10 protein-coding genes are annotated in these 17,147 nt (G+C 43.8%); 3 read left to right on the top strand and 7 right to left on the bottom strand.

The features are described 5' to 3' along the window. From QUA47_RS02905 to QUA47_RS02895, 3 genes are all read right to left on the bottom strand, one after another. A complete protein-coding gene (locus QUA47_RS02905; RefSeq protein ID WP_333429645.1) occupies positions 1-192 on the bottom strand; it encodes a hypothetical protein in 192 nt (63 codons plus the stop codon). A 41-nt stretch (positions 193-233) separates the two neighbouring features. Then, positions 234-5,549, bottom strand: coding sequence for an AAA family ATPase (locus QUA47_RS02900; protein ID WP_333429644.1), 5,316 nt, complete (start codon positions 5,547-5,549; stop codon positions 234-236). A 122-nt stretch (positions 5,550-5,671) separates the two neighbouring features. Beyond that, positions 5,672-7,912 carry a carotenoid oxygenase family protein gene (locus tag QUA47_RS02895; protein WP_333429643.1) on the bottom strand — a complete coding sequence of 747 codons (2,241 nt, stop codon included), beginning with the start codon at positions 7,910-7,912 and terminating at the stop codon, positions 5,672-5,674. Between the two features lie 656 nt (positions 7,913-8,568). On the opposite strand from QUA47_RS02895, the gene surE reads away from it, so the two are divergent. Both surE and QUA47_RS02885 read left to right on the top strand, forming a co-directional pair. Next, positions 8,569-9,246 (top strand): 5'/3'-nucleotidase SurE, encoded by a 678-nt coding sequence (gene surE, locus QUA47_RS02890; protein WP_333429642.1) that lies wholly within the window; start codon positions 8,569-8,571, stop codon positions 9,244-9,246. Between the two features lie 137 nt (positions 9,247-9,383). After that, positions 9,384-10,445, top strand: a complete 1,062-nt coding sequence (locus tag QUA47_RS02885) for a DNA methyltransferase (RefSeq protein WP_333429641.1) — start codon at positions 9,384-9,386, stop codon at positions 10,443-10,445. Here QUA47_RS02885 and QUA47_RS02880 read toward each other — a convergent pair. Further along, a complete protein-coding gene (locus QUA47_RS02880; protein WP_333429640.1) occupies positions 10,435-11,352 on the bottom strand; it encodes a hypothetical protein in 918 nt (305 codons plus the stop codon). The genes QUA47_RS02885 and QUA47_RS02880 overlap by 11 nt on opposite strands. After that, positions 11,349-11,612: a helix-turn-helix domain-containing protein gene (locus QUA47_RS02875; RefSeq protein ID WP_190736647.1), complete on the bottom strand. Its 264-nt coding sequence runs from the start codon at positions 11,610-11,612 to the stop codon at positions 11,349-11,351. The genes QUA47_RS02880 and QUA47_RS02875 overlap by 4 nt, the downstream gene beginning before the upstream one ends. Positions 11,613-12,731: 1,119 nt before the next feature. On the opposite strand from QUA47_RS02875, the gene QUA47_RS02870 reads away from it, so the two are divergent. Further along, positions 12,732-13,604: a pentapeptide repeat-containing protein gene (locus QUA47_RS02870; RefSeq protein ID WP_333429639.1), complete on the top strand. Its 873-nt coding sequence runs from the start codon at positions 12,732-12,734 to the stop codon at positions 13,602-13,604. A 151-nt stretch (positions 13,605-13,755) separates the two neighbouring features. Here QUA47_RS02870 and QUA47_RS02865 read toward each other — a convergent pair whose 3' ends face one another. Then, a complete protein-coding gene (locus QUA47_RS02865) occupies positions 13,756-14,970 on the bottom strand; it encodes an FAD-dependent oxidoreductase (protein ID WP_333429638.1) in 1,215 nt (404 codons plus the stop codon). A gap of 383 nt (positions 14,971-15,353) precedes the next feature. Continuing rightward, positions 15,354-16,886: an NAD(P)/FAD-dependent oxidoreductase gene (locus QUA47_RS02860; protein ID WP_333429637.1), complete on the bottom strand. Its 1,533-nt coding sequence runs from the start codon at positions 16,884-16,886 to the stop codon at positions 15,354-15,356. Between the last annotated feature and the right edge of the window lie 261 nt (positions 16,887-17,147).

The raw sequence follows: 17,147 nt of genomic DNA, 5'->3' as shown, positions 1-17,147 counted from the left end.
TTACCACAAGTTGGTTGATATTTTCTGGGGATTTGGGGATTTTAGGTCAATTTTGGCGGAAATTCGGGCGATCGCCCACTTTAGGACTTTGGAGAACTCGCGTCCAAGGAAGGCAATGGAGCGAGCCTCTTCGTCTCGATCGACTACACCCCCACTATACAAGTCCGGTGCAACCGGACTTGATAGTACCAATTACCAATTACCAATTCCCAATTCCCAATTCCCAACTTGCGTTATTTCTGTTTTAGGACTACCAACGTAATGTCGTCAAAAACTTTCTGCTTGTCAATATGTTGCCGCACATCATCAATTACTGCTTGTCGAATTTCTTCAACCGTTTTGTGGCGATTTTCTTTCACCGCTTTGCACAATCTTTCTATGCCGTAATACACTCGATTTATATTTACAGATTCCGTAATTCCATCTGTGTAAAGCACTACTACATCCCCTGGATTAAGATGCACTTGAATTTGGGAAACAAAAGCCGAAATATCTTCCTCTAATCCCAGGGGAAAACCGAGTTCCAGTGTATCGATCAGTTCGATGTTACCATCAGTACGGACTACGATAACTTCTTCATGTTGACCGCTGAGGCTGAAATTACTATCTTGATAATCTAACAAAGCCAAGGTCATGTTTTTAGAGGAGTCGATGCGCTCGATATTGGCATAAAGAGTGCGGTTTAACACATCAAGAAACTTCACCGGATCGGTTTCGTTCATTTGTTGGAGAGTGCGGACTGCGGTTTGCGCCATAATCATTAATACGCCACTTTCTAAACCATGTCCCGTAACATCGCCGATGCTAATTTTTACCGTATCATTTTGGGTTAGCACGTCGTAGTAGTCGCCACCAACTTCATCGGCAGGTTGCATATATCCAGCTATTTCTAATCCTTTAATTTTATCAAGTTCTGATTGTTTGGGTAAGATCATTTGTTGCAGTCGTTTGGTGACTTCCAACTCAGCACTGAGGCGGATGTTTTCGGCTTTAAGTTTGTTGTTGAGGGCGCTAATTTCCTGGTTTGCTTGGGCGAGTTGGGCAGTGCGCTCTTCTACTTTTTGTTCCTGCGTGTGGTAAAGGAAGGCATTTTCTAGCGAGATTGCTGCTTGAGAAGAGATCAGTTTTAAAACTTCCAGCCGCGTCGGAGTGAAAGCGCTAGTTGCCAAATTATTTTCAAAGTAAAGTAAACCCATCATTTTGCCTTGATTGATGATGGGAATACATAAGACTGACTTGGGTTGATGCGTCCTGATATAAGGGTCTGTTCTAAAAGATCCTTCAGCCTTAGCATTATTTAAAACGACAGTTTTGAGAGTCTTTTCCACATAATAAATAACGCTTAAGGGAACAACTTGCTCTAGTTCAATCTGGGGAGATAACAACACATTAATATCGCTGTCCTCAACTTCCCCAGCGGCTGCGATCGCAAAACCTTCTGACTGATTCAAAATCAGAAATCCTTTTTGAGCGCCAGCATTATTGAGCGCAATTTTCATAAATTGTAAAATCAGTTCGCTTAAAACAATTTGCCCAGAGATGATTTTGGAAAATTTAAGCACAGAAAGTAGCTCTAATCCTTCCAAGCTACCTCCTATTGTTAATGTCGTGGTATTAAAATCAAGACCGAGATTTTTTTGAGCTGTTATTCTCCCAAATATTTTTGGATACCTTGACTCTAAATCTTGGGCTTTTGCCGTAGCTCCCCAGCGAATATAAGCGTAGTAGGATTCGTTCAGATAGAACCGACTCATATGTTCGCGATCGCAAGCAAAATGAAATTCTCCAGCCAGTTCTTTAGCAATAGCTTCATCTTCCAGGCGTTCGTACTCTATCGCTCCCGATATCGCTCTTTCGTACAAGTTAATTGCTTGCTCATTTTGCCCCAAAATCCGCGCTTTTTCTGCCTCGATCAGGTCGTACTTGTGCTGATAGTTCATCGGCGCGTCTTGCGCCCAGCATTTCATTTTTTCCTGATGAGATTCTACCAATTCCAGATATTGCTGTTGCTCCCTCGGCGCAGCGCTGTTGTAATTAGCGAGCAGGATCAGCGAATAATAGAAGTAGTGAGCGGGAAACGTCATCATGCCGCTATCGCCTCTGAGGTGTTCGTGAGCTGCCAAAATGCAGGCAAGAGCCTGGGAATAATCTTTAAATAAATAACAGAGAAAGGCTTTGGCCTGGTAAACTAATAACAGCGTTGTTGCATTTTTGGTTTCCTGCAAATAGACCAGCATCGCTGCTTCATCAAAACTTTTGCCTTGCAGCAGCATTTTATCTGATGATAATCCTTGCAAATTTAAGGTCAGTTGATGCCATACCTTAATGAAATTGAGCGGAAATTCCTGTTTGATTTTATTTAAAAATTTGATATATTCGCTAATTTTTACATCGACCATTTCTAAGCGTTCGCCGCTCAAGAATAGGTTGGTACAATAGTGGAGTACGCAATAGCCTGCATATTGGTAATCTCCCGTTTCCAAACCGGCTTGAATCGCCTCTTCTAACGGTGCAATACTTTCCTTAGCCTGCTCTTTCCAATGGGATATCAAACCGTAAAATGGCGCATAAACTCGACATTTGAGTTTGTTGTCAGGAAAAATATCTAGGAGTTTAATCGCCAACTGCCCGCAGTAATATCCCGCGTCCAAGTCTGCCATCGGCCCGCACAAAATTATGCCGTAATTTGCGTAAGCGATCGCTGCCAGAGCTGAATGACCCCGTTCCACACAAAGATTGACCTTCGTTAAAACGATCTGAACAAAGGTTGAAGGCGCTGAGATCGAAGCAGCTGCCGTTGCCGTTATCAAGATTCGCAGAGCTGCTAGCAAATAGGGATCGGTCATTTCGGGAAGGTTTTCTAACTCTTCTAATCTCGACATCTGCACGGAACTGCTGCCCTCGCTGGGCAGAGGAGCTAGGGAAACTCCGAGCATCTCTACTGCTTGCAGTCCGGTTTCAAGGGCTTTGGATAGCTGGTTTTGAGCGATATAAAATTCAACTTTTAGCTCGTAAACTTTCACCTTTTCGAGCAGGGTTGTTGCCTGTTGCAGCGCTATTTCTGCCAGTGCAGCAGCTCTCTCGAAGTTGGTACACAAGTATTCTGCTTCTACAGCTTCTATATAGAGGTTGAGCGTGAGTTCGTAATTGCTTGGCCAGCTAGAAGCTGCCAGGAGTTCCATGCCCGCATTAAAATAATTGGCAGCCGCTTCGGAGGCTGTTGCTGCTTTAGCTTTCCGACCTGCGGCGAGATTCAGGGCAGCGAGTTGGTTTTTTTCTGACTGCTCGGTGATGAACTCGCTGCCGATATTCAGTTGATTGACGATCGCAAAAATGTTTTCTTCTTGCTGAGATGGGGTCGTATTTTTCAGCAGCAGTTGACCAATTTTGAGGTGAGTTAATTTTTTTTGGTCTTCGGCAATGAGAGAATAAGCTGCTTGCTGTACGCGATCGTGCAAAAACTTGTAAGGAATTTGCACAGATGCAGTTTGACGGCTGGCGATATCGTCAAGGTGCAAATTCTCTGCCAGTTCGCGGTCAAAAAAGAGCGGAATTTTGTAGGCGTCGTTCAAGGGGAGAATCAAACCTGCCTCTAGGGCAGACCACAGTTGATTTGCCGTTTCTACAGGTGATTCTTCATTGACGATCGCCAAAACATCTAAATAAAATCTGCTGCCGATACAAGCTGCTAACTGCAAAATTTTTTGACTTGCTTCCGGCAGCCTTTGAATCTGCTTTACCATTAACTCGACAACGTTATAATCCGCAATTCCTATCGCTTGAATTTCATCTATTTCCCACTCCCATTGGCCACTATTAAAATTGTAAGCTAACAGCTTTTCTTCATAAAGATATTTTAGCAGTTGATTTAAAAAGAAAGGATTGCCTTGAGTTTTGTTAAATAGCAGAGCGGATAGGCTTTGGGATTTTTGGCTTTCCTTGAGAGTGTCGGCAACTATTTGATTGACATCAGTAATACTCAAAGGTGCGAGGGTAATTGTTGTTAAATTAGCTGAATTTTCTTGAATATTTTTCAAAGTTTGCATCAAAGGATGCGTCGGACTGACTTCATTATCTCGATAAGCACCAATCATCAGTAGATATTGGCTGTCGGGGTTAGTCACCAGCAGTTGAATTAACTTGAGCGACGATAAATCAGCCCACTGCAAATCATCTAGAAAAATAACCAGCGGGTGTTCTGGTTGAGTAAAAACTTGAATAAAGCTGGCAAACACCCGATTAAATCGATTTTGAGCTTCAGTTGCTCCCACTTCTGGCACGGGCGGCTGTTCGCCAACGATCAGTTCAACTTCGGGAATAACTTCTGTAATAATTCGGCCTTGCTGGCCTAACGCGTTTAAGAGTTTTTGTTTCCAATTCTCTATCTGTTGCGGACTCTCAGTTAATAGCTGGCGCATCAGTTCCGATAAAGCTTCTATCAGAGAAGCGTAAGGAATGTTGCGCTTAAATTGGTCAAATTTACCCGCAATGAAATAGCCATGCTGCCGGACAATCGGTTTGTGAACTTCATTAACTACAGCAGTTTTCCCAATGCCTGAATAGCCAGCTACTAGCATCATTTCCGCTGTCCCATTACTGATGCGGTCGAAGGCGGCTAGGAGTGTCTGAACTTGTTCAAATCGACCGTAGAGTTTCTGCGGAATTTGCAATTGACTTGATAAATCTTCTTGACCAATTTGAAAGTTGTCAATTTTCCCTGTAGTTTCTAATTGAGTTAAACACTGTTCTAGATCGAACTTCAAACCTTCAGCACTTTGATAGCGTTCTTCAGCAGTTTTAGCCATCAATTTCATCACAATTTCAGAAATTGCTTGAGGAATCTGGCTGTTAATTTTTGCTGGTGGTACGGGTTGAATGGCAATGTGGGAGTAAACTAATTCGAGGGCGTCAGTGGTCGGAAAGGGCAGTTTCCCTGTTAGCATTTCATAAAACGTGACGCCTAAAGAGTAGAAATCCGTTCGGTAGTCGATTGCTCGATTCATCCGACCTGTTTGTTCTGGGGATAGGTAGGCAAGAGTTCCTTCTAATAAGTTGGGGTGGCTGAGGGATTGATTTTCTTTAGACAGGCGGGTGGCAATCCCAAAATCGGTAATTTTTACTTGATTTGTGGCCAAATTGACGATGATGTTTTGGGGTTTGATATCTTTGTGAATAATGCAACGATCGTGCAACTGAGCGAGGGTAGATGCTACCTGAATCGCGATCGCTAGAAAATCTCGTATTTGTGGTTGCTTAAATTGTTCGCTATCTGAGAGAGCAATTCCGCCAAAATCTTCCAAAATTAGGATAAATTTGCGGTTTCCCAATTCTTGTAATTCTAAAGGTTTAACTATACCCTCTATATTAAGGTTTTTGGAAATTTCATATTCCTGTCTTAAACGGGTGATTTCTTCTAGATTAGGATACTCGTTTTTGAGGATTTTCAAGATCGCTGGCTGTCCGTCTGACTCTTTGATCCCTCGATAAATAACAGTATTAAGCCCTTGGTAAATTTGTGAAGTAATTTTATATCCGCGAATTGCTAACATAGGTGTCTTAATCTTGAAGTGATATCAGTGCCATCATATATAAAATACAATATAGCGATCGCGCCAACTGCTAGTCAGTTGAAACAGCGATCACTTTTGAGTTAGCAATCTGACTTGCGGAGCTAACTAACGCTACAGTCACCGCTGTCTTTTGGTTCTCGCTTCGGATATACCCACTCGTTAAAGAACTCCTGAATTTCTTGAGGTTGCTGTTTGACTAAATATTCGTAATCTTGTTTCACCGGAATATTATAACTAGCCGTCCGTTTGCCAATCTTGGACAACCAAGTCGTGTGTACGGAAATCCCAAAATTAAGTTGTGGATGCCAGAGTTTGCATAGGGGGCCGCTCTTCAAATCCGCAGCGTCGAAAATCCAGATTTCATTGCCGTTGTCAGGTTGCTCATCTGTACCATTATAAACTACACATACAATATAGCCGCCTGTTCCGCCCGCGCGGGGGACAAATTGCGGCGAGTTGCCGAAATAACCTGTGTCAAATTCGTATGCGTCTTGAATCTGCAACCGATTTTCATTTGCTTCAAGGGTATCCAGATCTGCTATGTGCAGTCGTAACAAGTTAGATTTGATGCCTTTTTTGGTCAACTGGCGCACTTCATCGGCTGGTATTGCCCGATATTTATAGTTTTGATACATTTGGAATCCTTCTTCAGTGAAAATATCTTCCCAGCATCCAAAAAAGCTCCAGTAGATATTTTCAAAGTGTCCAGAAGGCGGATTTTCACGGTAAGCATAAAGTGCTGGTCCCCAAGTGTATTTGCAATATTCTTTACCGTTGGTCTGAGTATCCTGGCAATATTTGTTAGGCTGGTTGTCTGCATAAACTCCTGTCAAATCGCTTCTGGCAACTTTGATTTGTTTGGCATCCTTAGCATCGAGTACGTAGCATCCCATGCGACTAATATCTAATGGCCCTACTGTCATCCCAAACATATGGGGTAAGCCTCCATTGTTGTCTGAGTTGCTGAAATCGATCTCGCGAATCCATTCAGCTACATCCCAAGCGCATACGTGCGCTAAGTGCAGCGTGATTTGATCGTTCGGATTTTTATAGTCTGTGAGAAAGTGCGTGGTTTCGCGGGGAATGACAACCTGTCGCGCTACCACTTTCTTGACATCTGATTTCAGGTCAGTGCGGCGGACAATGTAGATCGTACTGTCGGGTAATTGCGGGCGATCGATTAAGTTGCTCAGCCATTTTTCTATTTCTTCATATTTTGGCTCGTTTGGCGCCGGAAGTATTTCTTCTAGTAAGAATTTAAAGGCAGTGTCCATCAGCACCACGTAGTCTTCAGTCAATCCTATCTGGTGCATACTCTGTTTAATTGCGATCGGGCAACCATTGGGGTGCGTTACCTGCCATTTATTAATCTTTTCTTTGCCATCCCAGGAAATCACATAGACAAAGTTGGCAAATATATTAAAACTTTGCAGCAGACTCCATAATAAATGAATTGTTTGTTTAAAGGCTGCTGCTAATTTTTGGAAAAAGTTTTTTTGGTCGGGAGCTTTCTGAAATCCTCGCGGGGAGGGATTTCTGATGCTGTCAATCAAACCGAATGCCCAATAGAGGACTGGACGCAATTGAGCAATAAAAGTGGAGAGCGATCGCCCGCTGTTGACAGTAAACATTTCCCCTGTGTTCTCGTCAAAACAAGGATGGGCTGAAGTCTGAACTAATTTAAACGGAAAAGGCGGTTGTAAGGGAAGCTTAGCTAATAGCGGATTAAAGGCTCTCCAATCTCGATCCCAACCCACCGGAGTGACTGCTTCCAGCGTTTTTGTATCAATTTCGTAGGGACGCCCTATATCCCAAGTTATCAGCAGTCTTTCGTTGTCTTCCTGAGAAAATTTCATGGGTAGAAATCCGGTGTTTAGCTGATTGCGAATCCCTAACTCGTCAGACATTCGCATGATGCCGCGATTTTTAAATCTCAGGTTAGGCTGGCATTTATTTGTGGCTGCGTCGGCATAGTAACAGGGGGTTTTAGCAATTCTAGTTGTGAGAAATACTCCTTCCTCAAGATTGTCAAAATCAAAGCGATAAACCATCCCGTCGCCGTTGTAAAATGGTGTGAAACCATCACTGGAAGGAAATACAATATCTTTGTTATCATCGCGAGATTTGGAGTCAACAGAGCCTGTGGCTGAAATAATAAATACGTGGCCTTGCAATCCTGACGGAAGTTGTTTTCCGTCCTTAACTAGCAGTTTTAGCGGGCAATACTTGGCCTCTGGGTTATCTTCTCTTAGCCCAAACTCTACTCGACTAACTGACAATACTGATCGCGGGAAACTACTATTTTTTTCAAGCTTATCGTCTTTTTCTACAGATTTGTTCATAGTTTTTATAGGGGTTAAATTAGAGATGAATGACACCTGCACTAATTGCTCTTAACTTAAGTTGCTAGTTATCTCAAACAGGCTGCTAATGGCTAATTCGAGTAAGAAACTTGATTAGCAAGCTGGCAATTAGCAACACCGCAGTTTATAACTAGAAACTTGCGTTATTAGTCACCGTAAGCGATTCAGCGAAAATCAACTCGACTTAAATAGTGAATTATAATTAGATCATATATTTTCTTCTCCCGTGTGGCTCTCTCGTACTTATGGTGATAACGTAAGCTAATAATTTAGCACGATCGAGGGTTTCAACGTTCAGTCTCAGATAGTTAGTATCATCTGCTACTTTTAACACCAAGCATCGGGGAGAGCCGAGGAAAAAATGATGTGATTAGATGTTTGCATCGACACTGATGTCATGAATGCTGCACTGGGGCAAGCGTAACAAGTCGCTTTAGCTGTCATATCAAAATGCGGCTGACCTAAAATGTGGCGCGCCACATTTCTGCGGCAACTGTTCAATTAATGCCATCATATAAATGTGTGGCAATGCTCATACTGACGATCGCCACCAACCAACAACCAATTTGGGCTAGAGCTACCAGAAGGTTGCCAGCCTCTGCGCTCTCAAATCGGTTCTATAAAACCGACACATAATGACGATAATTTTAACCAACGACGACGGCATCGACGCTCCAGGGATTCAGGCACTTTTGCAGGCTGTAGAAGGCAAGGCAATTATGGTGGCTCCGCAGGGGCAATTGTCGGGCTGCGGGCATCAAGTGACGGCTCACAGTCCGATTCATGTCGATCGGCGATCGGAATTTGAGTATGCTGTAGGGGGAACACCGGCCGATTGCGTGCGTATTGCTCTTCATCACGTTTGTGCAAAGCCGGATTTGGTGCTTTCGGGTATTAACGCGGGTGGCAATTTGGGGGTTGACGTGTATATTTCGGGTACGGTTGCGGCTGTGCGCGAAGCAGCTATGCACGGTATTCCGGGAATCGCAATTTCCCACCGGATTAAAAGGCCGCTTGAAATAGACTGGGATGTCGCTACTCGCTGGACATCGCGGGTGTTGGCGGATTTGCTCAACCGGGAACCAAAGTCTGGGTGTTTCTGGAATGTGAATTTGCCACATTTAGCGCCGGGAAGTGCGGAACCGGAAATTGTGTTTTGCCAGCCTTCGACGCAGCCGCTGCCAGTGGTTTACCGGATGGAGGGAGAATACTTTTATTATGCGGGAGAATATGGATCGCGCGCTCGGGCGGCGGGGACTGATGTTGACGTGTGTTTTGAGGGTAATATTGCAGTTACTGAGATATCGCTGTGATAGATTTGGGCGATCGAACTATATTTTTTTTCAACAAAGCGGAAGTAGGTAGGTTAACTTTGGTATCACTTACCCTCAATATCCCAAAATAGGATAAAATATTTGTACTTAATTTTTACAGTCACGTAAGTCAACAAATGAGTCCTAACGCAGAAGCGAATTCTCCCAGCATCTTAAAACGCAAAGCGAGCAGCACTGTTGGTCGTGGCAAAGTAGCTAATCTCAATACCAATTTTAATTTTTCTGCATGGAGTGACGAATACGTTACTTTATATCTCGGCGATAGTCTCCAGCACTACGACAATTGGGAGCAACCTACTGTCATCGTTTCAGATGGAGCTTACGGTATTCTTGGGTTTGAAGGAGACACCTCAGATCACATTGATTTACCTAATTGGTATAAACCTCATATCGAGGCATCGTCAAAAGCAGCCATACCGTGTACAACACTCTGGTTTTGGAATTCAGAGATTGGTTGGGCTATTGTGCATCCACTTCTAGAAAAATATGGTTGGCGCTATGTCAATTCCAATATTTGGAACAAGGGAAAAGGTCATATCGCAGGGAATGTTAACACACAGAAAATTCGCAGGTTCCCCGTCGTTACAGAAGTCTGCGTTCAATACGTTAGAGAAGTAACAGTTAATGAACTTACCTTAAAGGCGTGGTTACTGCGAGAGTGGAAACGCTCGGGGTTGCCGTTACGACGGGCCAACCATGCTTGCGGGGTGGTGGATGCAGCAACCAGGAAATACTTCGATCAAGGGCATTTGTGGTATTTCCCTCCGACCGAGATGTTTGAAAGGCTAGTGGACTATGCAAATGAGTATGGTAGTCCTCAAGGAAAACCATACTTTTCGCTGAATGGCAATCAGTCTTTAACGGGACAAGAATGGAGCAATATGCGATCGAAGTTTAGATGCCCTCACGGTTTTACAAACGTTTGGGAGCGTCAAGCTTTACGGGGTGATGAGAGAGTTAAAACTATTTCTGGAAAAGCATTACATCTCAACCAAAAACCTCTTGATCTGATGGATCTTATTGTTGAGGCATCGAGCGATGAAAACGATGTTATATGGGAACCTTTTGGCGGACTTTTCAGTGCAGCGTTGTCAGCACGTCAACTCAAAAGAAAAGCCTTTTCTTGCGAGATAGATCCCGACTATTTCTACTATGGTGTACAGAGATTTAATCAATAATTTCATCAATACTCTCTTCTCTAATCTGTAGATAATCTTGTAGGGATTTGTTGATGCTGTCTTCTAGGCGACTTGATAAAAGCTTATTCCACCGACCAACGGTCCTACCGGAAACTTCAGTATTGTAGACACGTCGCTTAAATTCCTCAATGCCTGGAGGTACAATTCTGTCCATCTTTGCAAAATTTGTATCTAGTCTATATTCATAGCGTATCCGTAGCTCCCGCAGAAGGCGCTGATACTCTCTAGTTGGTTTGTAGACTTTTCCTTGAGTACCCCATGAATCAACTATTTTCTTAGCTTCTAAAAACTCCTCAGCAGAGCCTTGGAATTTATATCCACTGGTGTTTGTTTGTTGCAAATTTGCTGTTCTTTGAGTTGTATCTTCCGGCTCTAAAACAAGATAATCCGGCGGATTGTGATAGTGGGTATCTCTCGCTACAGCTACCGATAAACCAGAGACAACGCACACATCAAGAATGCCAGGCTTGCCATAGATGATTTTATCGGGTAGCCATGCCAGGATAGCAACGTAGGTCTGATCGAACCTAAAGTGATTTTGACTATCTTTGAAACGTGCGGTTATCTCTGTTGCTAGTGGGAACCACGCTTTAAGTTCTAATCCTGGCGTTGGTTGAACTATGCCGAGGAAAATAGTATCTGGAAAGCCAGGATCTTGCCTATGCCACTTTCCAAATTCAGCGAACTCATTTTGTTGATTCAAGAATTCAACGGTGTTAAATTCGATTAAATTTCCGACTAAGGGCGAAAGCTTTGAGATAACTTTAGACAGGTTCACCGCTGCATCTACGGTAACAGGTTTAGATACATCTAAAACGTCGAAAGTGTTACCCGATAAGCGATCTAGATATTGGGAGGCAAGTCTGATTACATCTTGGGTATTCATATCTCGCTCTCACAAGATGCTTCAGATATTTTTTGTGAAATTTTCCTAATAATATCGCAAGGATCTACACCAATTACATGAGCAACTAACAGAAACTCAATTACATCTAACCGTCGTTCACCGTTTTCATATTTTGCTACGAAAGACTGGGGCTTTTTAAGAGATTTAGCAACAGACTCCTGAGTTAGTTGCGCTTCTTTACGAGCCGCAATCATACAGCAACGGAAGGTTTCATATTCATCACTAAAAACAGACTTCATTATTCTTTGGGTTTAGCACTGCATATTCCCTAGATATAATAAACCTTTTTTGGGATAATCCCACAATAGGATATTGAAATCTGTTAAAAATCGATAGTAATGACAATTGAACAAAATTAATCACAGTTCAGAGAGCGGCAGCTATCTCTACTTGCGGCCCTCGCTGCTACCATAATTTTTTTTGTCATCCTTCGGCTTAGCAACACCATCAGGTTGTTTCTTTGGCTTTTTGACTTCTTTGTTGCTTTTTCTTTCTTTTGACATAATCCTTCCTCAATTGTGACTCAGCATAACATAGATTGACACATTTGCCTAACTGTCCGTAGAGGGGGTGATCCTATACAGATACTACTCGCTGTTAGTTTTGTACCATCTGCAGTATATTATCTGCTAGGTTTTGAACGAATACCCTCTACCGTTAGGCATATCGATAAATTCCTCAGAAGTACCAGGTCTGAAATTACTTTTAACCCTGATCGACTCAAGGAAATATTGAAAAGCACGATCGTATAACTGCTGCGAGACAACCGAGAAAAATTCTCGCTGATTAAGCTGTTGTTCCACCTCTAATTTTTATGAAAAATGACCGTAGATAAAATATGGAGCTATGACCGTGCCAGCCTTAGCGACACCTGACGCAAACACAACTAACAAATTTGCAGTCTCCGTTTAAAAAAGCTGTTAGCCACAGTGGACAACAAGAATATTGATTTTAACTATTGATTAACACTTCGGACAGTGTTTGATGGCTTACCTACTGAGAATAACGGTTTCACGGATCTCAGTACGATCGCAACGCTTGCCGAAGCACACTAGAGGCCCACGATAAATCAAGGGTTTCAGACTACGACCTCAAAAAGGTCGGGGCTCGGGAAAAAGCACAAAGTATAGTAATCCTCGCATCATTTGTGAATTTCTTACTTCCGAGCGAGCGGGTTCGGGGAGGGTTGGGGTGGGGTAAAAATTTACGACTCCTGCAAGGATTGCTATATATGTATAAATATAAAGTTAATTGTCAGCTTTCTTGAAAGTGCGAGCGCCTCCACTCCCTTTGAGATAAAATATCTATAAAGAGTGTTTATTTCTAGATAAATTTCTGCTATTAGGAATCTGACCGCTATGGAAGTAACCGAGCTGCTCAAAGAGTACGAAAATGGAAACAGAGACTTTGCTGGCGCAAACCTCAGCGGAGCAAACCTCAGCGGAGCTATGTTGGTCGGGGTAAATTTTTCGAGGGCTAACCTATCGGGAGCTAACCTGAGTCGGGCGCATCTCACTAAAGCAGAACTCAACGACGCAAACCTTTACCGGGCAAATCTGAGTTTTGCAAAAATGGGTCAAGCCAGACTAGCGGACGCAGATCTCACGAAAGCCAATCTCAGCGGAGCTTTCCTCGTCAAAGCAAAACTGCCTAGGGCAAAGTTGAGTGGCGCCCAACTCATAGGTAGCAACCTGGCGATGGCCATCCTCTGGAACGCCAATTTGTGTACAGCCGACCTGCAATTCATCAACCTGCGGGGCGCAAACCTCACGGGAGCAAACCTCAACTGGGCAAACTGCGGAGGGGCAAAACTCAGCGGTGCAAAGCTTTTTGGCGCTCAACTAACAGGCATCTATCTCAGCAAAGCTTACATCAATGGCATCGACCTCAGCAGGACGGATCTCAATGGGGTCAACCTGAGCGGAGCCAAACTGAACGGGGTAAACTTGGAAGGCTCGAACTTGTTAGCTGCCAATCTCAGCGGGGCTCAGTTGCGGGGCGTCAAGTTGATGGGAGCAGATTTAACCAGGGCAAATCTGGTGGGAGTTTCTTTGGTGCAGGCAAACCTTGATTGGGCTAGGCTGTGCTATGCAGACTTGAGCGAAGCCGACTTGAGCGGGGCAACATTCACGGGAACCAACTTTGAGGGTACTCAGTTAGCCGGCTCAACAATGCCCCCATCTTTGAGCAATGATGTCTACTTAACTGCAGCACGTGGTGTCGCAGCTTAGGCAACGAACGCCAAAAATTAATTTCGCATCCGAGTGGACGACTCTCGCATTGGTTTAACTGTTTGATGCAGACATCATTACTTTTGTGAGAGTGTTGCACCGGCAAGAAATTTACTGATATTTGCGAGAGTTTGTAGCATGACCATTAAGCTCACCCAATTAATTTCGCGACTCGCAAAGCAGAGGTAATGGCTCCTTCGTGCAAACCATCACCCAAATAAGCTCCTGCATGATAAGTGTTGTTTTCGCCATTAGTCTCGATAACTTCATTTCGATAGCGAAAAGACTCGACATTATATAGCGGCGTGTGATGTTTCTGAATGTGAATAATGTCTTTTTTGGCGATCGACTCCTCCAGTTGAAAAGCTAAACTGTACTCTCGTGGGGATGAGATGCCGCAAAGCTGATTCAAGCTAGCATTATATCCCCATCCCTTGTCAGTCTCGAAAAAATCAAATTCTGATAACTTGCGGATACCGTAGCGATCGTACATTGATGTATCCGAATGCAGCACAGTCGTTGCATAATTGGCTTTCCACGCCGAAAACCGCTTCGTTTCCGCATCCGTCGGATCAGACAACAGCCTCATCACTTGGTCTGGTGGCATCGCAAAAACCACCTTATCAAATTCCTGACTCTCCCCATTAGAAAGCACAATTTTTACAGCATCAGCACTTCTGAAAGTCTGGGCAATCTCCACATTCAGCCGTATATCGCCCTTAAACCGCTCCAGAATCTTTTCAATGTAAGAATACACCCCGCCTTTAATCCTCACCCAGTTGACCAAGGCATAGTCGCGCAGAACAGGAAGCGCCAATTCTGCCGGAAAATTGTCGAGCAATTCAAACGGTATCGAGTAGCTGTACATCGTCAGCAACTTCAGCCAATAATTGCGGACGCACGAGCTTTTCAAAGACTCAGAAAGCGGCACATCGTAGAAATCGTGCTGTTTAGCAAACCGCATTTTTAAAATAAATGCAGCCGAACGAGCGTAGAGACTATCCAGCCGCAAATACTCGATCAGGCGTTGGATTCCGGTAAAATTTTTCCGGATAGAGACCTTAGACAAAAAGTGATCGCCATCTTTAAGAAACAGCGCGGAACCAATCTGCACGGGTTCTAATTCAACGCCTAGCTCCTGCATAAAAGCCGCGAAATTGTAAAACACAGTGGGAAATTCCAGCACCCCATTTTCTAATATTTCATTGCACTCCGATTGATTGGGCGCAACATTTTTGTTGAGCGTCCGAATGTGTCCGCCTAAAATCGGCTGCTTTTCCAACACAGTGACGTGATGCCCCTGTTTATCGAGCCAGTAGGCTGCTGCCATACCGCTCGCTCCGCCCCCAACAATTGCAATTCTCATAGTTCACTCCTAGATTGATAGAAGGAAGAAGGAAGAAGGAAGAAAGAAGAAGGAAGAAGGAAGTTCGGCAACGGATTGTGTAACGGATGTAACGGATGTAACGGATGTAACGGATGTCAGTCCGATGGAAGTCGGAAGAAGGAAGAAGGAAGAAATTTTCGTTTCCCGCTTATACCTGGAAACGCATTTCAGTCTTGCTGTGCCTCGTCATTTTTAAGATGAGGTAGAGCCTCCAGAAATTCATTCCTTGGCACAGCCAAGGAACGAGATAATGAGAGCAGAAACGAGAGATTTTTTAGATGAGGCAGAGCAAGAGTGAAATTCATTCCTTGGCTTTGCCAAGGAACGAGAGAAACAGGAAAATAACCTATTGCCAATTTTCCTTAGCCTAGAATCGCATCGCCGGATAAACGTTGGTAAAGCAGCGCCCCCGTCCAAAATGTCGGTGCAAAGCCTGGATAGCCCGAGGAGGCGTTGCAGAAATAGAAATTGTTGAGGGATGTTTCATGATTTAGTCGATCGACCCCCATGTTGCGCGGCGTCAGGCTGGAACCGTAGGAATTACCGTTAGGACACCAACAGAAGCGCTCGTTAGTCGTCGGACTTCCGGTAACATGAAAGACCATGTGTTTGCGGAAATTCGGAACATAGTGTTTTTCAACTACATCTAAAATCGAGTCCAGAATCTCTTGTTTCTTCTGTCTGTAAGCTTTGCGATCGCTATCCCAAAGTTGTTTAAAATAGCTGTAATTAGCAACAGTCAGAAATTCGACAATTTGACAATCTTCTGGACAATCCCCCCGCGCTTCCGTCAGTAAAGTTGGCGTTGTAATGGCAAAGCTCGGACGAGAAAAATCATTTTGGTCATACATTTGAGCAAAAGCTTCATTTAGATCCAAGTGTTCCGTATGAAACGTATTCCACTTGCCAAATCCATAGTCTCGGAGATCGATATCTTTGACAACGCAGTACACCATGTAGTTAGATGCAGAATACTCATAGTTGAGTTTCCGCCGCACTTTTTTAGAGAACAGTTCCTCTCCAATCATCTTGGCCCCTCTTTTCGGGTCAAGGTTGCAAATCACCGTGTCGCCCGTGAATTCATGGGTTTGATGCGTGGTCAAATCCATCGCTTCAACTCCTGTTACTGTTCTGTTTGTCACCCTAAAATTCGTGACTTCATGGTTTAGCCGAACTTTCCCGCCGTTGGATTCAATGACATTAACTAAAGAATTGATGACATCTTCAAAATGCTGGGTCGGGTAAAATGCACCTTCTTGATAGCCTCTAAACAAGGCAATCCAAGCATAGAAAGAAAGCTGATTTGGAGGCAGCAAAAAGTCCGGCCATTGCAGGGCTAATAGGGTTTGCGCGGCTTGCGGGAGTTGGAACTTGTCGAAAACGTCCTGAAGTGTACTGTTGAGGTGTTGGACGGCACAGAATACGTCACCGAAATTTTTGAGCAATTCAATTGGTTTGACGGGAGGAGCGAGTTTTCTGAGTCCTTCGCCGGTTTTCTCGACTTCGTTGACGAATTGGCGAATTCTCTCGCCCGCTTCGGGAAACAGCGCCGACAATCTGCGGATCAGTTCCTCTGGTTCCGAGGGAATATCCAGCGCATACCCAGGCATTCTCATGTGGTCGTAGCCATTCGGATCGTACCGTTCAAAGGTGACATCTCGATCGAGACCGAGTTTTTTGAGAACTCGATTGACTGTATGTCCTTCGCCGCAGTCCCAAACGTAGTGGAATTGGGCATTAAAGGTGTATTTGTTGGCCATCGTAAAGGTGTGACCAAAGCCTCCGGGATGCTCGTGAGCTTCGAGGATGTGTACGGTTTTGCCGGAGTTTGCCATCAAAGCTCCGAAAACCAGTGCTGATAAACCACTGCCGACGATGAGGTAATCTGTTTTCATGGTAAATTTCCTCGATCGATTGAATGGGGCGATCGTTGTCTATTTAAACTAACTATCAATTCTGAGAAAATTCTGAAGTCCAGCAACAATTTTTTGAGGCGCGCTGGTTTAAGGATTGTATTAAGGTCTGAGAACGGTTGCTGTTAAGCTTAACCCTCTTTTGTCACTCTACGCAGAGGAAAACTGGAAATAAGGGATATTGAGGTTTTGAAAAATTGAACGAGTTAAATTATTAACAAGCATTTGAAGTTTAAAAAAGCC

This window comes from Microcoleus sp. MON2_D5 (assembly GCF_036701905.1).
In the GTDB taxonomy this organism is placed as follows: domain Bacteria; phylum Cyanobacteriota; class Cyanobacteriia; order Cyanobacteriales; family Microcoleaceae; genus Microcoleus.
Note: the sequence above shows the minus strand (reverse complement) of the source record. Positions and strands in the feature narration are given on the sequence as shown.